Origin of the sequence: Micromonospora sp. NPDC051925 (assembly GCF_044548625.1) — a bacterium.
Taxonomy (GTDB): domain Bacteria; phylum Actinomycetota; class Actinomycetes; order Mycobacteriales; family Micromonosporaceae; genus Micromonospora.
Map to the genome: position 1 here is coordinate 400,361 of NZ_JBIUCH010000001.1, position 14,331 is coordinate 414,691.

General features: G+C 70.1%; 11 protein-coding genes and 1 pseudogene. 6 read left to right on the plus strand and 6 right to left on the minus strand.

Annotated features, from left to right (window positions below; all coding sequences use genetic code 11):
- Nucleotides 1-177 precede the first annotated feature (177 nt).
- The 3 genes from ACIG87_RS01765 to ACIG87_RS01775 all read left to right on the plus strand — a co-directional run bounded on the left by ACIG87_RS01765 (nucleotide 178) and on the right by ACIG87_RS01775 (nucleotide 4,273).
- Nucleotides 178-2,418: a M4 family metallopeptidase gene (locus ACIG87_RS01765; protein ID WP_396847182.1), complete on the plus strand. Its 2,241-nt coding sequence runs from the start codon at nucleotides 178-180 to the stop codon at nucleotides 2,416-2,418.
- A gap of 162 nt (nucleotides 2,419-2,580) precedes the next feature.
- Nucleotides 2,581-3,708, plus strand: coding sequence for an arabinogalactan endo-beta-1,4-galactanase (locus tag ACIG87_RS01770; RefSeq protein WP_396847184.1), 1,128 nt, complete (start codon nucleotides 2,581-2,583; stop codon nucleotides 3,706-3,708).
- A gap of 100 nt (nucleotides 3,709-3,808) precedes the next feature.
- Nucleotides 3,809-4,273 (plus strand): hypothetical protein, encoded by a 465-nt coding sequence (locus ACIG87_RS01775; RefSeq protein WP_396847186.1) that lies wholly within the window; start codon nucleotides 3,809-3,811, stop codon nucleotides 4,271-4,273.
- Between the two features lie 17 nt (nucleotides 4,274-4,290).
- Here the strand turns inward: ACIG87_RS01775 and ACIG87_RS01780 are convergent, their stop codons facing one another.
- On the minus strand, nucleotides 4,291-4,806 hold the full coding sequence (locus ACIG87_RS01780) for a MarR family winged helix-turn-helix transcriptional regulator (protein ID WP_396847188.1): 516 nt from the start codon (nucleotides 4,804-4,806) through the stop codon (nucleotides 4,291-4,293).
- A gap of 84 nt (nucleotides 4,807-4,890) precedes the next feature.
- On the opposite strand from ACIG87_RS01780, the pseudogene ACIG87_RS01785 reads away from it, so the two are divergent.
- Nucleotides 4,891-5,613 (plus strand): annotated as a pseudogene (locus tag ACIG87_RS01785) (EamA family transporter); the annotation flags it as partial.
- Between the two features lie 108 nt (nucleotides 5,614-5,721).
- Here ACIG87_RS01785 and ACIG87_RS01790 read toward each other — a convergent pair.
- The 5 genes from ACIG87_RS01790 to ACIG87_RS01810 all read right to left on the minus strand — a co-directional run bounded on the left by ACIG87_RS01790 (nucleotide 5,722) and on the right by ACIG87_RS01810 (nucleotide 10,908).
- Nucleotides 5,722-6,465, minus strand: a complete 744-nt coding sequence (locus ACIG87_RS01790; RefSeq protein WP_396847190.1) for a cellulose binding domain-containing protein — start codon at nucleotides 6,463-6,465, stop codon at nucleotides 5,722-5,724.
- A 177-nt stretch (nucleotides 6,466-6,642) separates the two neighbouring features.
- Entirely contained in the window at nucleotides 6,643-7,626 is a 984-nt protein-coding gene (locus ACIG87_RS01795; RefSeq protein WP_396847590.1) for a LacI family DNA-binding transcriptional regulator, read from the minus strand.
- A gap of 94 nt (nucleotides 7,627-7,720) precedes the next feature.
- Nucleotides 7,721-8,560, minus strand: a complete 840-nt coding sequence (locus tag ACIG87_RS01800) for a carbohydrate ABC transporter permease (RefSeq protein ID WP_396847192.1) — start codon at nucleotides 8,558-8,560, stop codon at nucleotides 7,721-7,723.
- Entirely contained in the window at nucleotides 8,557-9,561 is a 1,005-nt protein-coding gene (locus ACIG87_RS01805; protein ID WP_396847194.1) for a carbohydrate ABC transporter permease, read from the minus strand. Before ACIG87_RS01805 ends, ACIG87_RS01800 begins: the two co-directional genes overlap by 4 nt.
- A 54-nt stretch (nucleotides 9,562-9,615) precedes the next feature.
- Nucleotides 9,616-10,908, minus strand: a complete 1,293-nt coding sequence (locus tag ACIG87_RS01810; RefSeq protein WP_396847196.1) for an extracellular solute-binding protein — start codon at nucleotides 10,906-10,908, stop codon at nucleotides 9,616-9,618.
- Nucleotides 10,909-11,154: 246 nt separating this feature from the next.
- Between ACIG87_RS01810 and ACIG87_RS01815 the strand changes: the two genes are divergently transcribed.
- Both ACIG87_RS01815 and ACIG87_RS01820 read left to right on the plus strand, forming a co-directional pair.
- A complete protein-coding gene (locus ACIG87_RS01815; protein WP_396847197.1) occupies nucleotides 11,155-12,780 on the plus strand; it encodes a glycoside hydrolase family 43 protein in 1,626 nt (541 codons plus the stop codon).
- 352 nt (nucleotides 12,781-13,132) lie between these two features.
- Complete coding sequence (locus tag ACIG87_RS01820) at nucleotides 13,133-14,326, plus strand: endo-1,4-beta-xylanase (RefSeq protein ID WP_396847199.1); 1,194 nt, start codon at nucleotides 13,133-13,135, stop codon at nucleotides 14,324-14,326.
- Nucleotides 14,327-14,331: the final 5 nt, after the last annotated feature.

Below are 14,331 nucleotides of genomic sequence, written 5' to 3' on the forward strand. Positions count from 1 at the left end.
CGGGTTCCGTCCGTAACAGGGACGGAACACCGTTGACGCCACTCGTCGGTCATAGCATCGGCGGGATTGACAACTTGGTATGAATAGCTACGGCCAACCTTCTTCCCAGTTCATCGACAGCGGGCAATGATCTCGATATCGATGGATGCGAAAGCATCTCGGATTGGGGAGGTCAGTTTGAGATCAGCCCTAGCGCTGGCCGGCGTCACCATGCTGGTCGGCAGCGGTCTCGTGGTCACCGCCGCGAATGCGTCCGCGGCCCCGGCCACACCAGGTCCCGCGCTGGTCGCCGCCGCCGACGAGGCCCTGAAGGACAACGCCCGAGCCGTCAAGGCCTCGGCGAAGGACCGGTACTCGGTGTACAGCAGCAAGCGGGATGCGAAGGGCGGCGGCGCCGTCCGCTACACCCGCACCTACGACGGGCTCCGGGTCTACGGCGGGGACTTCGTCATCCGTACCGAGGCCGACGGCGACTACGCCGGCAGCTCGGTCGGCCTGGCGGCCCCGTTGAGCCTCGCCACCACCCCGAAGGTCAGCGCCGCGAAGGCCCGGAAGGCGGCGACCGCCGAGTTCTCCGGCAAGGTCACCACCACCGGCGCGGCGGAGCTGTTCGTCGACGCCAGCAGCGGGACGGGACGGCTCGCCTGGGAGACCGTGGTGACCGGCTGGGCACCGGACGGGCAGACCCCCTCGAAGCTGCACGTGATCAGCGACGCGTTGACCGGCGCGCTGATCGGCTCGTACGACGAGATCGAGTCCGTCGTCGGCACCGGCAACTCCGTCTACTCCGGCGCGGTCACGATCGACACCACGCTGTCCGGCACGACGTACAACCTGATCGACCCGACCCGGGGCAACGGCCGCACCTGCGACATGAACAACGGCACCTCGACCTGCACGACCTTCACCGACGCCGACAACGTGTGGGGCACCGGTGCGCCCTCCAACCGGCAGTCCGCCGCGGTCGACGCGCACTTCGGCGCGGCCATGACCTTCGACTACTTCACCAACGTGCACGGCCGTAACGGCATCTTCGGCAACGGCACCGGCGTGCCGTCGCGGGTGCACTACGGCAACGCCTACGTCAACGCCTTCTGGGACGGCGCGCAGATGACCTACGGCGACGGCTCGGGCAACGCCAAGCCGCTGGTCTCGCTCGACGTGGCCGGTCACGAGATGTCCCACGGCGTCACCGAGAACGTGGTCCCCGGCGGCCTGACCTACTCCGGCGAGTCCGGCGGCCTGAACGAGGCCACCAGCGACATCTTCGGCAACATGGTGGAGTTCTACGCGAACACCACCGCCGACCCGGGCGACTACCAGGTCGGCGAGAAGATCGACATCAACGGCAACGGCACGCCGCTGCGCTACATGTACAACCCGACGTTGGACGGCTCGTCGCACGGCTGCTGGTCGACCGGCACCAACGGCATCGACGTGCACTACTCCTCGGGCGTGGCCAACCACTTCTTCTTCAACCTGGCCGAGGGCTCGGGGGCGACCTCGTACGGCACCTCGCCGCTGTGCGGCTCCGCGCCGCCGGTGACCGGGATCGGTCGGGCGAAGGCGGAGAAGATCTGGTTCCGCGCCCTGGACGCGTACTTCGTCTCGAACACCCGCTACGTGAACACCGCCCAGCCGACCAACACCGCGCGGCTGCACACCCTGTCGGCCGCCACCGACCTCTACGGCCTGTGCTCCACCGAGTACAAGGCCGTGATGGCCGCCTGGACCGCGGTGAACGTGACCGGCACGGAGTCCTGCGCCGCCAACGACTTCTCCGTCTCGGTCGCCCCGACGACGCTGACGCTCGACCCGGGCACCTCGGCCACCGCCACGGTCTCCACCACGGTCGTGCGGGGCACCGCCGAGCAGGTGACCTTCTCGACCGGCCCGCTGCCGGCCGGGGTGACCGTCTCGTTCAACCCGCCGTCGGTCACCGCGGGTGGGTCGACCACGGTCACGGTCAGCGCCGCCGCCACGGCCGGCAGCGGCACGGTGGCGATCACGGTGGTGGGCACCTCACCCTCGATCGCCCGGACGGCCACCCTGAACCTGACGGTGAACGGGCTGCCGGGCTGCTCCGGCACGAACGGGACCGACGTCACGATCCCCGACAACACGACGGTGGAGAGCGCGATCGTGATCAGCGGCTGCGCGGCGACCCCGTCGACCTCCAGCAAGGTCGAGGTGCACATCGTGCACACCTACATCGGTGACCTGGTGGTCAGCCTGGTCGCACCGGACGGCAGCGTGTACACGCTGCAGAGCCGCTCCGGTGGCAGCACCGACAACATCGACCAGACCTACACCGTGAACCTGTCCAGCGAGACCGCGAACGGGACCTGGCGGTTGCGGGTCCAGGACGCGGCGAGCCTCGACACCGGCTACCTCAACAGCTGGAGCCTGAACCTCTGACAGGGGCGGGCACGAGCGGGCCATCCGGGTGTTCCGGGTGGCCCGCTTCGCGTCGTACGCGCGGGTCCGACACCACCGTATAGTCATACACGAATATCTATCGGTGTCGCCGTCCCGACACCTGGCACCTGCCCCCACCACCCCACCACCAAGGAGGTCCGGATGTCTCCGTACCGCTCCCGCCTGCGGGCCTGGGCCGTCGCGTTCCTCGCGGCGGTCGCCCTGCCGGCAGCCCTGCTCGGCCCGCCGACACCGGCGACGGCCGCGAACACGCTGACCATGCTCGGTGCGGACGTCTCCTCCGTGCAACGCAGCCTCAATCTCGGCGCGCGCTACTACGACGCCGGCGGGACCGCCCGGGACCCGCTCGACATCCTCAAGGGTCTCGGCGTCAACTACGTCCGGCTGCGGGTCTGGAACAACCCCGCCAGCGGCTGGAACAACAAGGCCAAGGTGCTGGAGTACGCGCGGACGGTCAAGGCCAAGGGCCTCAAGCTCATGGTCGACTTCCACTACTCGGACACCTGGGCCGACCCCGGCAAGCAGTACAAGCCCGCCGCCTGGGCCAACCACGGCATCAGCCAGCTCCAGACCGACGTCTACAACTACACCTACGACGTCTGCAACAGCCTCAAGGCGCAGGGCACCACGCCGGACAGCGTCCAGATCGGCAACGAGATCAACGTCGGCATGCTCTGGGACGACGGCAAGGTCGTCAACAACGACTTCACCAACCTCAGCCTGCTGCTCAAGGCCGGCTACCAGGCCACCAAGCAGTGCAACAGCGGCACCCAGGTGATCATCCACACCGCCGACGCGGACAGCATGGCCAACGCCCGCTGGTTCTACGACGGCATCCGGGCCAAGGGCGTGCAGTGGGACTTCACCGCCCTGTCCTACTACTGCATGTGGCACGGCACGCTGACCAACCTCTACAACGTCATCACCGACGTCCGCACCCGGTACGGCAAGCCCGTCGTCATCACCGAGACGGCGTACCCGTTCACCGCCGCGAACGCCGACAACGAGCAGAACTCGATCAACGGCGCCGAACCCTGCGCGGGCCACTCGGCGAGCTGGAGCGGCCAGGCCACCGAGTTCTCCTGGGTGCAGGACACCGCCCGCAACGCCGGGGCCATCGGCGTCTTCTACTGGGAACCGACCTGGTACGCGATTCCCGGCAACGGCTGGGATCCGGCGAACATCAACGGCACCGGCAACCAGTGGGACAACATGGCCATCTTCAACTGGACCGGGCAGGTGAACCCGAACATCCGGTGGCGGCCGTAGCCGTTCCACCGACGTCGGCAGGGCGGACCGCCCCCGCCCTGCCGACACGGGACGGTGGACCGCCGCCCGGGGCCCCTCGACCGACCACTACGCTGGCGCGGTGCGTTACGACGAACTCGAGGCGGCCATCCTCCAGTTGGTGGTCGCGGCCCGCGAGGAAGACCTCCACGCCTTCGGCCTGGCGACGGTCGCCCGGCTGGTCCGCTCCGACCTGCTCGACGATGCCGACGACGACGAGCTGGACGAGGACGCCTGGGCGGCACTCGCCACCGCCCGTGAGAACGTCCAGACGGCCGACGCGACCGAGCTGCGCACCCAGCTAATCCGCATCGACGAGGGCATCCTCGCCGACGGCGACCTGGACCCCGGTCTCCTGATCGTCATCACCGCGCTCGAGCACTGGACCACCTACCTGGAGGACCACCAGCGCGGCGAGCTCTACGAACTCGCCATCCGCTCCATCGAGGAGGTCGACTTCCGGGTCTCGGCCGCCCTCGACGACTTCCTGGCCGAGCCGGAGATGGCCGCCGAGTACGAGCGGATCAGGCGGCTGCTCACGGCGTAGGCCACGGTCACGGTCGCTCAGGCGTCCGGCGGAAGCGGCGTCTCGAAGCGCGCGAGCCAGGTGGTGAGCAGCGATTCCAGTCGGGCAGCCTCCTCCGGCGTGAGGTGGTCGAGAAGTCGACGCTCATTGCTCATGTGCTCGGTGAACGCCTGGTCGATCAGCTTCCTGCCGGCCGGGGTGAGCGCGACGACCCGCCCCCGGCCGTCGCGTGCGCTGCGCCGCCGGGTGACCAGCCCGTCCCGTTCCAGCCGGTCGATGCGCTTGGTCATCGCCCCGGTGGTGACCATGGTGAACGCGGCCAGCTCCCCGGGCGCGCGTTCGAAGGGCTCGCCGGCCCGCCGGAGGGTGGCGAGGACGTCGAACTCCCCCTCCCCCAGGCCGTACCGCTGATAGACGACGGCGAGCTGTCCGGTGAGGTGCTCGGCGAGGCGGTGCAGCCGCCCGATCACCCCCTGCGGTCGCACGTCCAGGTCCGGTCGTTCGCGGGCCCATGCCTGCTGGATGCGGGCGACGTGGTCGAGGTGTTCACTCACCACCCCACTATAGCTTCCCGGGAAGCTATAGTGGCTTCCGTGGAAGCTACTTTTCGGTGGGTGCTCGTCACCGCGCTCGCACCCGTGGCGTGGGGCACCACCTACTTCGTCACCCATCAGTACCTGCCCGCCGACAACCCGCTGTACGGCGCGGCGATCCGCGCGCTGCCGGCGGGCCTGCTGCTCCTCCTCGTCCGCCGGCAGCGCCCCTGTGGTTCCTGGTGGTGGCGGTCGCTGGTCCTGGGCACCCTGAACATGGGCGCGTTCTTCGCCCTGGTCTACCTGGCGGCGCAGACCCTGCCGACCAGCATCGCCTCGACGATCATGGCGACCTCGCCGATCATGCTGATGCTGCTCGCCTGGGCGGCCCTCGCCGAGCGCCCCCGGCGGTCGCACCTGGCCGGCGCGGCAGTCGGGCTCGGGGGTGTCTGCCTCATGCTGTCGACCGGCCCGACCGCCGTCGACCCCCTCGGCCTGCTCGCCTCCGTCGCCGCCATGGCGATGTCGTCCTTCGGTTACGTGCTCGCCAGGAAGTGGAGCGCGGACGTCGACGTGTTCTCGCTGACCTCGTGGCAGCTGATCGCCGGTGGGATCGTCCTGCTGCCCGCCGCCATCGCCGTGGAGGGGCCGCCGCCCGCCCTGGACGGACCGGCGGTCGCGGCCTTCGGGTACGTCACGATCGTCGCGACCGCGCTCGCCTTCGCCGCCTGGTTCACCGGCCTGCGCAAGCTCAGGGCCGGCACGGTGGGGCTCCTCGGACTACTCAACCCCCTGACCGGCGTCCTGCTGGGCACCGTGCTGGCCGGTGAGACGCTCACCGGCCGCCAGCTCTGCGGGCTCGCCCTGGTCCTCCTCGGCGTCCTGCTCGGCCAGCCCGCCCTGGCGCGTCTCCGACCGGCCGGACGGGGGCCTCGGTCACGGGCCGCAGGTCGGCGTCAACCCGTCGGGCGTCACGCTGGCCGAGACGAGCATTCCGAACGTCGTGACGCCACCCGGCGCCAGCGTCCCGTTCCAGGAGGCGTTGCGCACCGTGACGTCGACACCGGTGCCGCTGACCACGCCGCCCCAGATCGACTGGATGCGCTCGTCACCGGACCACCGCCAGGTGACCTCCCAGCCGTCGAGCGGCTCCTGCGCCGTGTTACGTACGGTGACCGTGGCGACGAAGCCGCCGCTCCAGCGGGAGTCGATGGTGGCCGTGGCGCGGCACACCACCGGCGCGGCGGAGAGGGTCCGGCCCGGACCGCCGACCACGTACGGATCCCGCGTCTCTCCGGCGCTGAACCGGAACCAGTAGGCGGTGTCGGGGGTCAGCCCGCCGACGGTCACGGTCCCCTGGCGTTGCGGGCCGGAGACGGCTGAGGCCACCGGGTCCTGCCAGCCTGCGGCGTCCTCCCGGCCGGTGAAGAGGGTGACGGTGATCGGCGGGTCGTAGCCGCAGGGCGGGGTGAGGATCATCGAGTAGGTGATGGTGAGACTCGTGACGGTGGCCCCCGAGAACTGGCCGGAGATCGGCAGCGCCGGCGGGCAGGTCAGGGTGGGCCCGGGGGTGGGGGTGGCCGACAGCGCGGGCGGGGCCGGGTTGCCGGTGACCGTGCCGGCCCAGCCGGCCAGGGCCATGGTCGTGGTGGCCAACGCCACCCCGAGCGTGCGGAGCATCCGTACCTCCAGAGATGCGGGGCACCGAGGACCGAAACAGGACCACCAGCGTAGCCTTGAATTCGATGCACGTCGATGGAATGCCGTCCCGGTCACCCTCCCCCGGGAATTGCCCGCAGCGGCGGTGCGACGTCGGTCCACCGCGACGACCGGCCGACCCGCCCGACGTGGGTCAGGTCACCCGCGCGGTGGTGCGGCGCTGTCCCGAACGACCAGATCGGTGGCGAGTTCGACGCGCGGACTCTCGATCGTCTCGCCCCGGGCGAGCCGCAGCACGGTGCGGGCGGCCAACATGCCCATCTCGGCCAACGGCTGGCGGATCGTGGTCAGCGGCGGGGAGCACCACCGGACCTCCGGCAGGTCGTCGAAGCCGACCACGCTGACGTCGTCGGGCACCCGGAGGCCACGCTTACGGACCGCCTCGTAGACGCCGAGCGCCATCTGATCGCTGGAGGCGAAGATGGCGGTGGGCGGTTCGGGCAGGGCCAGGAGATGCATGCCGGCGGTGTAACCGGACTCGTGGTAGAAGTTGCCCGGCCGGACCAGCCGGTCGTCGATGGCGAGGCCGGCGGCGTCGAGCGCGGCCCGGTAGCCGTCCATCCGGGCCCGGCTGCACATCAGCTGCGGCGGGCCGGCGATGAAGCCGATCCGCCGGTGACCGAGGCCGAGCAGGTACTGGTTGGCGCGCAGGCTGCCCGCCCAGTTGGTGGCGCCGATCGTGGGGGCCTCCTGGGGGGCGACCCCGGCGGGGTCGACGATGACCACCGGCAGGCGCAGCCGGCGCAGCTCTGCCTGTAACGGCGGTTCCACCATCGAGGTCACGAAGATGACCCCCTCGGTGGACCGGGTGCGCATGTTGTCGAGCCACTGCTTGGCCGACGAGGTACGCCGGTGGATGGCCGAGACGACGGTGCCGGCCCCGCTGGCCTGCGCGACGTCCTCCACGCCTCGGATGATCTCCACCGCCCATGGGCTGTCCAGGTCGTTGAAGACCAGGTCGATCAGGGCGGACTGGGTACGTCTCGCCGCCGAGCGGGGGCGGTAGCCGTGCCGGGTGAGCAACTCCTCCACCCGTTCCCGGGTCTGCGGGGCGACGTCCGACCGGCCGTTGATCACCCGGGAGACCGTGGGCACCGAGACGCCGGCCAACCGCGCGATCATCGCGATGGTGACGTTTCTGCCGTTCTCGGAGCCCACGGTCGCCCTTTCGTCTGGGGGAACTACGGTCGCAGAAGGCTATCGCAGCAGGTCGGGGTCACCCCTTGACGCTGCCGGACAGACCACCGATGAGCTGACGTTCGGCGATGGCGTAGAAGCCCAGCGCCGGGATCATCGACAGCACGACGTAGGCGAGCACCCGGGCGGTGTCGTCGGAGTACTGACCCTGGAACGCCTGGACCCCGAGGGGAAGCGTCCACCAGCTCTGATCGGTGAACACCACCAGCGGGAGCATGAAGTTGTTCCAGCTGCTCACCACGGCCAGCACGGAGACGGTGGCCAGGGCGGGACGGGCCATCGGCAGCAGCACCCGCCAGAAGAACCCGAACGGACCGCAGCCGTCGAGGGTCGCCGCCTCCTCCACCTCACCGGGAATGGTCCGGAAGAACTGGCGCAGGATGATGATGGTGATCGGCAGGCCGAAGGCCGCCTGGGGCAGGATCACCCCGAGCGGGTTGTCCAACAGCCCCATCGCGCGCAGCAGGATGAACAACGGCAGGATCGCCACCGCGAAGGGGAACATCAGCCCGATCGCGAAGAGGGTGACCAGGAACTCCCGCCCCCGGAAGGCGAACCGCGCGAAGACGTACGCGGCCATCGCCGCCGCCGCGACGACGACGAACGTGCTGGCCACGGCGATGAACAGGCTGTTGCCCAGGTTCCGCCAGAACACCTCGGCGGCGACGATGTCGAGGTAGTTGCCCGGCACCCAGGGGTCGGGCAGGCCGAGGGGATTGGTAGAGAGCTGCCCGTTGTCCTTGAACCCGCCGATCACCCCGAACCACACCGGCACGACAATGAGCGCGCCGACGGCGATGCAGACGAGGTGCAGCACGAGGCGGCGGGCCCGCTGGGCAGGGGTCGCCGGGCTGGTCATCGCTGGTCTCCTTGGACGGTGAGGGCGCCCTCGGTGTCCCGGCGCAGGACGATGCGCTGGTAGACGAGGGCGAAGACGAGGCTCAGCAGGAACATGATGATGCTGATCGCGCTGGCGTAGCCGACCTCGAAGCGGCGGAAGCCGAACTGGAACATCGTCACGGCCATGGTCTCCGAGGAGTTGATGGGGCCACCTCCGGTGAGCACCCAGACCATGTCGAACAGCTGGATGGTGCCGATGACGGACAGGAACACGCTGATCCGGATGGTCGGCCCGAGCAGCGGCAGGGTGACGAGCCGGAACGCCTGCCACGCGCTCGCGCCGTCGGTGACCGCCGCCTCGTTCAGCTCCTTGGGGATGTTCTGTCGGGCGGCCAGGAAGAGGATCATGTAGAGCCCGAAGTACTTCCAGGAGACCACCAGGAAGACGGCGTACAGGACGGTGTCCGGATCGGCGAAGACCGCGCCGGCGTCGGCCCCCAGCCACCGCGAGATGCTCTCCCCCAACCCCCGGTTGGGCGAGAACACCAGGTTGAACAGGACTGCGGTGGTGACCTCGGAGAGCACGTACGGGGCGAAGAAGATCACCCGGTAGACGCTGCGTCCCCGCATCGGCTGGTTCAGCAGCATGGCCAGGCCCATCGCGACCGGCAACTGGACCACCAGCGAGAGCACGATCAGCACGGCTCCGTGCCACAGGTCGCCGCGGAACACCGGGTCGGCGAAGGCCCGGGTGTAGTTGTCCAGCCCGATGAAGTTGTCGGGCAGGCCGAAGCCGTTCCACTTGTACAGGCTGGCGTAGCTGGCCACCACGATGGGCGCGAGCACCAGCAGCAGAAACAGCAGCAGGGACGGGGTCAGGAAGACGGCCAGGGCTCGGCGGCGGCCCGGCCGGGGCCGGTGGCCGGAGCGGCGGGCAGTGCCCGGCCCCGACCCCGGCCCCGGCGGGTCAGTCGCCAGGCCGCCAGGTCCCGCATCCGACACGGTCGATGGCGTGGTCATGCCTGCTCCACTCAGTTCTCGCCGGCGGCTGGTGATCGGTGGGGGTGGACGTCACTACTGGCTCTTCGCGACCTGGGTGATGTCCTTGAGGATCTGTGCGGGTGACTTGCTGCCGGCGATCAGCGCGGCGACGCTGTCGTTGACCTGCTGGCCGACGGCCGGCGGGTACGCCTGGTCGAGGTAGAGCTGGAAGCCGGTGGCGGCGGCCAGGGTCTCCGCCACGACCTTGTTGTTCGGGTCGGCGATGGCGTCGGTGGCCTCCTTGACGGTCGGCAGCACCGCGCCGGTCTTCGTGCTACGTCGCTGGACGTCGACGCTGAGCAGGGTCTTGAGGAGGTCGAGGGTGGCCGGCGGGGCGTCCTTGCCGACGGCGAAGCCGTTGCCACCACCGAACACCTCGGTGGCCGTACCCTTGCCACCGTCGACGGCCGGGAACGGGAAGAAACCGAGCTTGTCGCCGAGCCCCTTCTTGCTGGTGGAGCTGGACGCCTGGACCGACGGCGCCCACTGCCCCATCAGCTCCAGTGCGGCGCCGCCGTTGCCCATCGTCGCGGCCTGCCCGTCCGGCGAGCCGTACTCCGCACCGAGGAAGCCCTTCTGGAACGGCTGGAGATCGACCAGTTCCTTGAGCCGCTCACCGGCGGCCACGAAGTCCGGGGTGTCGAAGTTCTTGTCCTTCGCGGCCTGCTGGAGCGCGCCGAGCCCACCGATGCGCATGGACAGGTAGGCCCAGTAGAAGTGGGCCGGCCACTTGTCCTTGCCGGCCAGCGCGACCGGGACGATGCCGGCGGTCTTGAGCTTGCGGACTGCCTCGAGCAGTTCGGCCCAGGTGGCGGGCGGCGCGGTGATCTGCGCCCTGGCGAAGAGGTCCTTGTTGTACCAGAAGCCGACCATGCCGATGTCGAACGGCACGCCGTAGATCTTGCCGTCGACCGTGTAGGGCTCCAGGGAGAGCGGCAGCAGGCTGTCCTTCCACGGGCCCACGGTCTCGGTGAGGTCCTTGACCAGACCCGCGTCCACCTGCTGCTTGAGCACCCCACCACCCCAGGACTGGAAGAGGTCCGGCGGGGAGCCGGCCTGGGTGGCGGTGGTCAGCTTGGCCTTGAACGCCTCGTTCTCCAGCGGCTGGATCTCGATCTTCACGTTGCTGTGCGCGCCCTGGTACTCCTGGGCGACCGCCGCCCAGACCGGCAGCATCGGCTCGGTGTTCTGGATGTGCCACCAGTTGATGGTCTGCTGGGCGTTCGGGTCGTCGGAGGCGTCGTCGCTACAACCGCTGAGCAGGTAGGCGCCGGCACCGGCGCCGACGAGGCCGAGCAGCGTTCTGCGGGAGAGGTGCGCTGTCATGATCCATCCCTTCAGGGGACTCACGAGGTGCTCGGGCGCCGGCCGAGCCGGCGAGATTCGAAACGTGTATCTCCGGAACTTTCAGTGCGTCGCCGGTATTACCGATCGATGGCGGGCACGCTACGAGCTGTTTCCACGCGGGTCAAGACCTCTGTCCTATCGCAGCGAAAACGGCTAGCGTGTGCAGGGCTTCAACGAGCATGGAACATAATTCCGAAAGTTTCGAGAGCTGCCAGAGGAGTGCCCGTGTCGACCGACACCGCTGACGTGGCGACCGCTGCCCGGTCGATCCGCAATCCCGTCCTCGCCGGGTTCCACCCGGATCCGTCGATCCTGCGGGTCGGCGACGACTACTACCTGGCCACCTCGACCTTCGAGTGGTACCCCGGGGTCCGCCTGCACCATTCGCGCGACCTCGTGCACTGGCGTGCGCTGGGCGGGATCATCACCGACCGCCGCCTGCTCGACCTGCGCGGCTGCGGCGACTCCAACGGGGTGTGGGCGCCCGACCTGACCTACCACGACGGCCAGTTCCACCTCGTCTACAGCGACGTGGCCAGTTTCGCCAGCGGCTACTGGGATCCGCAGAACTTCCTGGTCACCGCGCCCGACATCACCGGCCCCTGGTCGGACCCGGTGAAGCTGCACGGGCGCGGCTTCGACGCCGCGCTATTCCACGACGACGACGGCACCAGCTGGCTGCTGGCCATGAGCGCCGACTGGCGACCCGGCCGCGACCGCTTCGGCGGCATCGAGATCCAGCAGTACGACCGGGCCGCGCGCCGCCTCGTCGGCCAGCCCCGCATCCTGTTCACCGGCACCCCGGTCGGGGTCACCGAGGGCCCGCACCTGTACCGCCACGACGGCTGGTACTGGCTGATCACCGCTGAGGGCGGCACCAGCTGGGAGCACCAGGTCACCGTGGCGCGGTCCCGGGAGCTGTTCGGACCGTACGAGGTGGACCCGGACGGCCCGCTGCTCACCTCCGTGGGCCGGCCCGACCTGCGGTTGCAGAAGGCCGGCCACGGCAGCCTGGTCCGCACCCCGGACGACGGGTGGTACCTGGCCCACCTGGTCGGCCGCCCCTACTCCCCACTGGGCAGCTGCGTGCTGGGCCGGGAGACGGCGATCCAGCGCGTCGAGTGGCCCTCCGGTGGCTGGCCACGCATCCCCGGCGGGGTACCGGCGGACGAGGTCGCCGCGCCCGCCCTGCCGGCGCACCCATGGCCGGCGGAGCCGGCCACCGACGACTTCGACGACGCCGAGCTGGGCCCCGCCTGGTCGACCCTGCGCCGGCCGGCCACCCCGGACTGGATCGACCTGCGGTCCCGCCCGTCGTACCTGCGGGTCCACGGCGGGCAGTCCCCGGTGGGCCGGCAGGCCCCCAGTCTGGTCGCCCGACGGGTCGGCGCGACGCGCTGCTCGCTGGAGACGGTGGTCGAGTTCGACCCGGTCGACCACCGTCAGCTGGCCGGGATCACCGCCTACTACAACACCCTCAACTGGTACCACCTCTACCTGACCCGCGCGGACGACGGGCGAACCGTCCTGGAGCTGCTCGGCTCCGACAACGGCCGGCGCACCGCCCACCCCGAGCTGACCATCGACACCGGCGGCGTCACCCGGGTCGGCCTGCGGACGGAGTTCGACGGCCCCGTCGTACGCTTCGGCTACGACCTGGGCACCGGCTGGCGACAGCTCCCAGTCGAACTGGACGCGACCGTCCTGTCCGACGAGCACGCCGCCCTGATCATCGACGGCGAGCCGGCGGCCTGGGGGTTCACCGGGTCGTTCCTCGGACTGTGGGTCCAGGATCTCGGCGGCGACGGCATCCACGCCGACTTCGACCTGGCCACCTATCGGGAGCACTGACCGCCCGTACCCACCACGACCGGCTCCGGAAGGGGCCGGTCGTGGCCGTGCCCGGGGGCGCACGGCTCGGCCCCATCGGCCGGGGCCGCCCGGCGGCGAACGGGGGCACCGATCGACTGGCTCTCGAAACTGTTGCGATGATCGTTCGGCCGCGTTGACCAGGAGTTCCGGAAGTTTCGATGGTTGACCCGGCGGGCCTGCGCTCGTAACGTTCCAGTCGGTTTCCGGAAATCGATCGGTGACTATCGGTCGGCTCCGGCGCGGCCGGCCACGCGAACGGCCGTGGCGGCGCCGCCCCCTCCACCACCTCGCCACCGTCGACACGTCGACGGGCCTCGGGAAAGGAACGCGGATGATGCTCAGACGGTGGATGGCTGCCGGGCTGGTCGCCGTGGCGACCGCCGGCGTGTTGAACGCCGTGCCGGCCGCAGCGGAACGGCCGTACGACCCGACCGGGCAGAGCCTGCGCGCCCTCGGCCAGCGCCACGGCCTGTACGTCGGCACCGCGGTCGACATGGCCGCCCTGAACGACCCCGCCGACCCCCGCTACCGGGAGATCGTGCGCGAGGAGTTCTCCACGGTCACCGCGGAGAACGTGATGAAGTGGGAGTCCCTGGAGCCCACCCGGGGCAACTACGACTGGTCGGCGGCCGACGAACTCGTCGCCACCGCCCGGCGCAACGGCCAGCGGGTACGCGGACACGTGCTGGTCTGGCACAGCCAGCTGCCGACGTGGTTGACCACCGGCGTCGCCGACGGCTCCATCGGCACCGCCGAGCTGCGGACGATCCTGCGCGACCACATCACCGCCGTGGCCAGCCGCTACCGGGGCAAGATCTGGCAGTGGGACGTGGTCAACGAGGCCGTCAGCGACCCCTGGGACACCCCGTCCAACCTGCACTACAAGGGTTTCTGGGCCGAGCACCTGGGCCCGGGTTACGTCGCGGACGCGTTCCGCTGGGCCCGGGCCGCCGACCCGACCGCCCTGCTGTTCTACAACGACTACAACATCGAGGCGTTCGGCTCGGGCGACCCGGCCAACGACAAGACCCAGTTCGTCCACGACATGGTCAAGGGCCTGCTGGCCCGGGGGGTGCCGATCGACGGTGTCGGCAGCCAGGGCCACCTGGGCACCCAGTACGGCAACTACGACACCCTCCAGGTCGCCGACGCGCTGCACCGGTTCGCCGGGCTGGGCCTGGCCACCGCGTTCACCGAGGTCGACGCGCGCAGCCGGCTGACCGACGGGGTGCAGGCCGGCGACTCCGAGGAGATCAACCCGCGGCTGCAGGCGTCCGCCGCGAACTTCCACGTGCTGTTGCAGGCGTGCCTGGCCGAGCCGCGCTGCCTGTCGTTCACCGTCTGGGGCTTCACCGACCGGCACTCCTGGGTGCCCGGCACCTTCGACGACCCGCCGCAGGGCCTGGCCACCATCTACGACGAGAACTACCAGCCCAAGCGGTCGTACCAGCTGATGAAGGCCGACCTCATCTACGCCGGAGGGCCGTACGTGCGGACCCGGGCCACGCCGAAGCCGCGCCGGTAGGCCGG

Coding starts and splice junctions, on each gene's coding strand:
- ACIG87_RS01770 (WP_396847184.1), top strand. CDS start 2,581: ATGTCTCCGTACCGCTCCCGCCTGCGGGCCTGGGCCGTCGCGTTCCTC.
- ACIG87_RS01790 (WP_396847190.1), bottom strand. CDS start 6,465: ATGCTCCGCACGCTCGGGGTGGCGTTGGCCACCACGACCATGGCCCTG.
- ACIG87_RS01795 (WP_396847590.1), bottom strand. CDS start 7,626: ATGATCGCGCGGTTGGCCGGCGTCTCGGTGCCCACGGTCTCCCGGGTG.
- ACIG87_RS01800 (WP_396847192.1), bottom strand. CDS start 8,560: ATGACCAGCCCGGCGACCCCTGCCCAGCGGGCCCGCCGCCTCGTGCTG.
- ACIG87_RS01805 (WP_396847194.1), bottom strand. CDS start 9,561: ATGACCACGCCATCGACCGTGTCGGATGCGGGACCTGGCGGCCTGGCG.
- ACIG87_RS01810 (WP_396847196.1), bottom strand. CDS start 10,908: ATGACAGCGCACCTCTCCCGCAGAACGCTGCTCGGCCTCGTCGGCGCC.
- ACIG87_RS01820 (WP_396847199.1), top strand. CDS start 13,133: ATGATGCTCAGACGGTGGATGGCTGCCGGGCTGGTCGCCGTGGCGACC.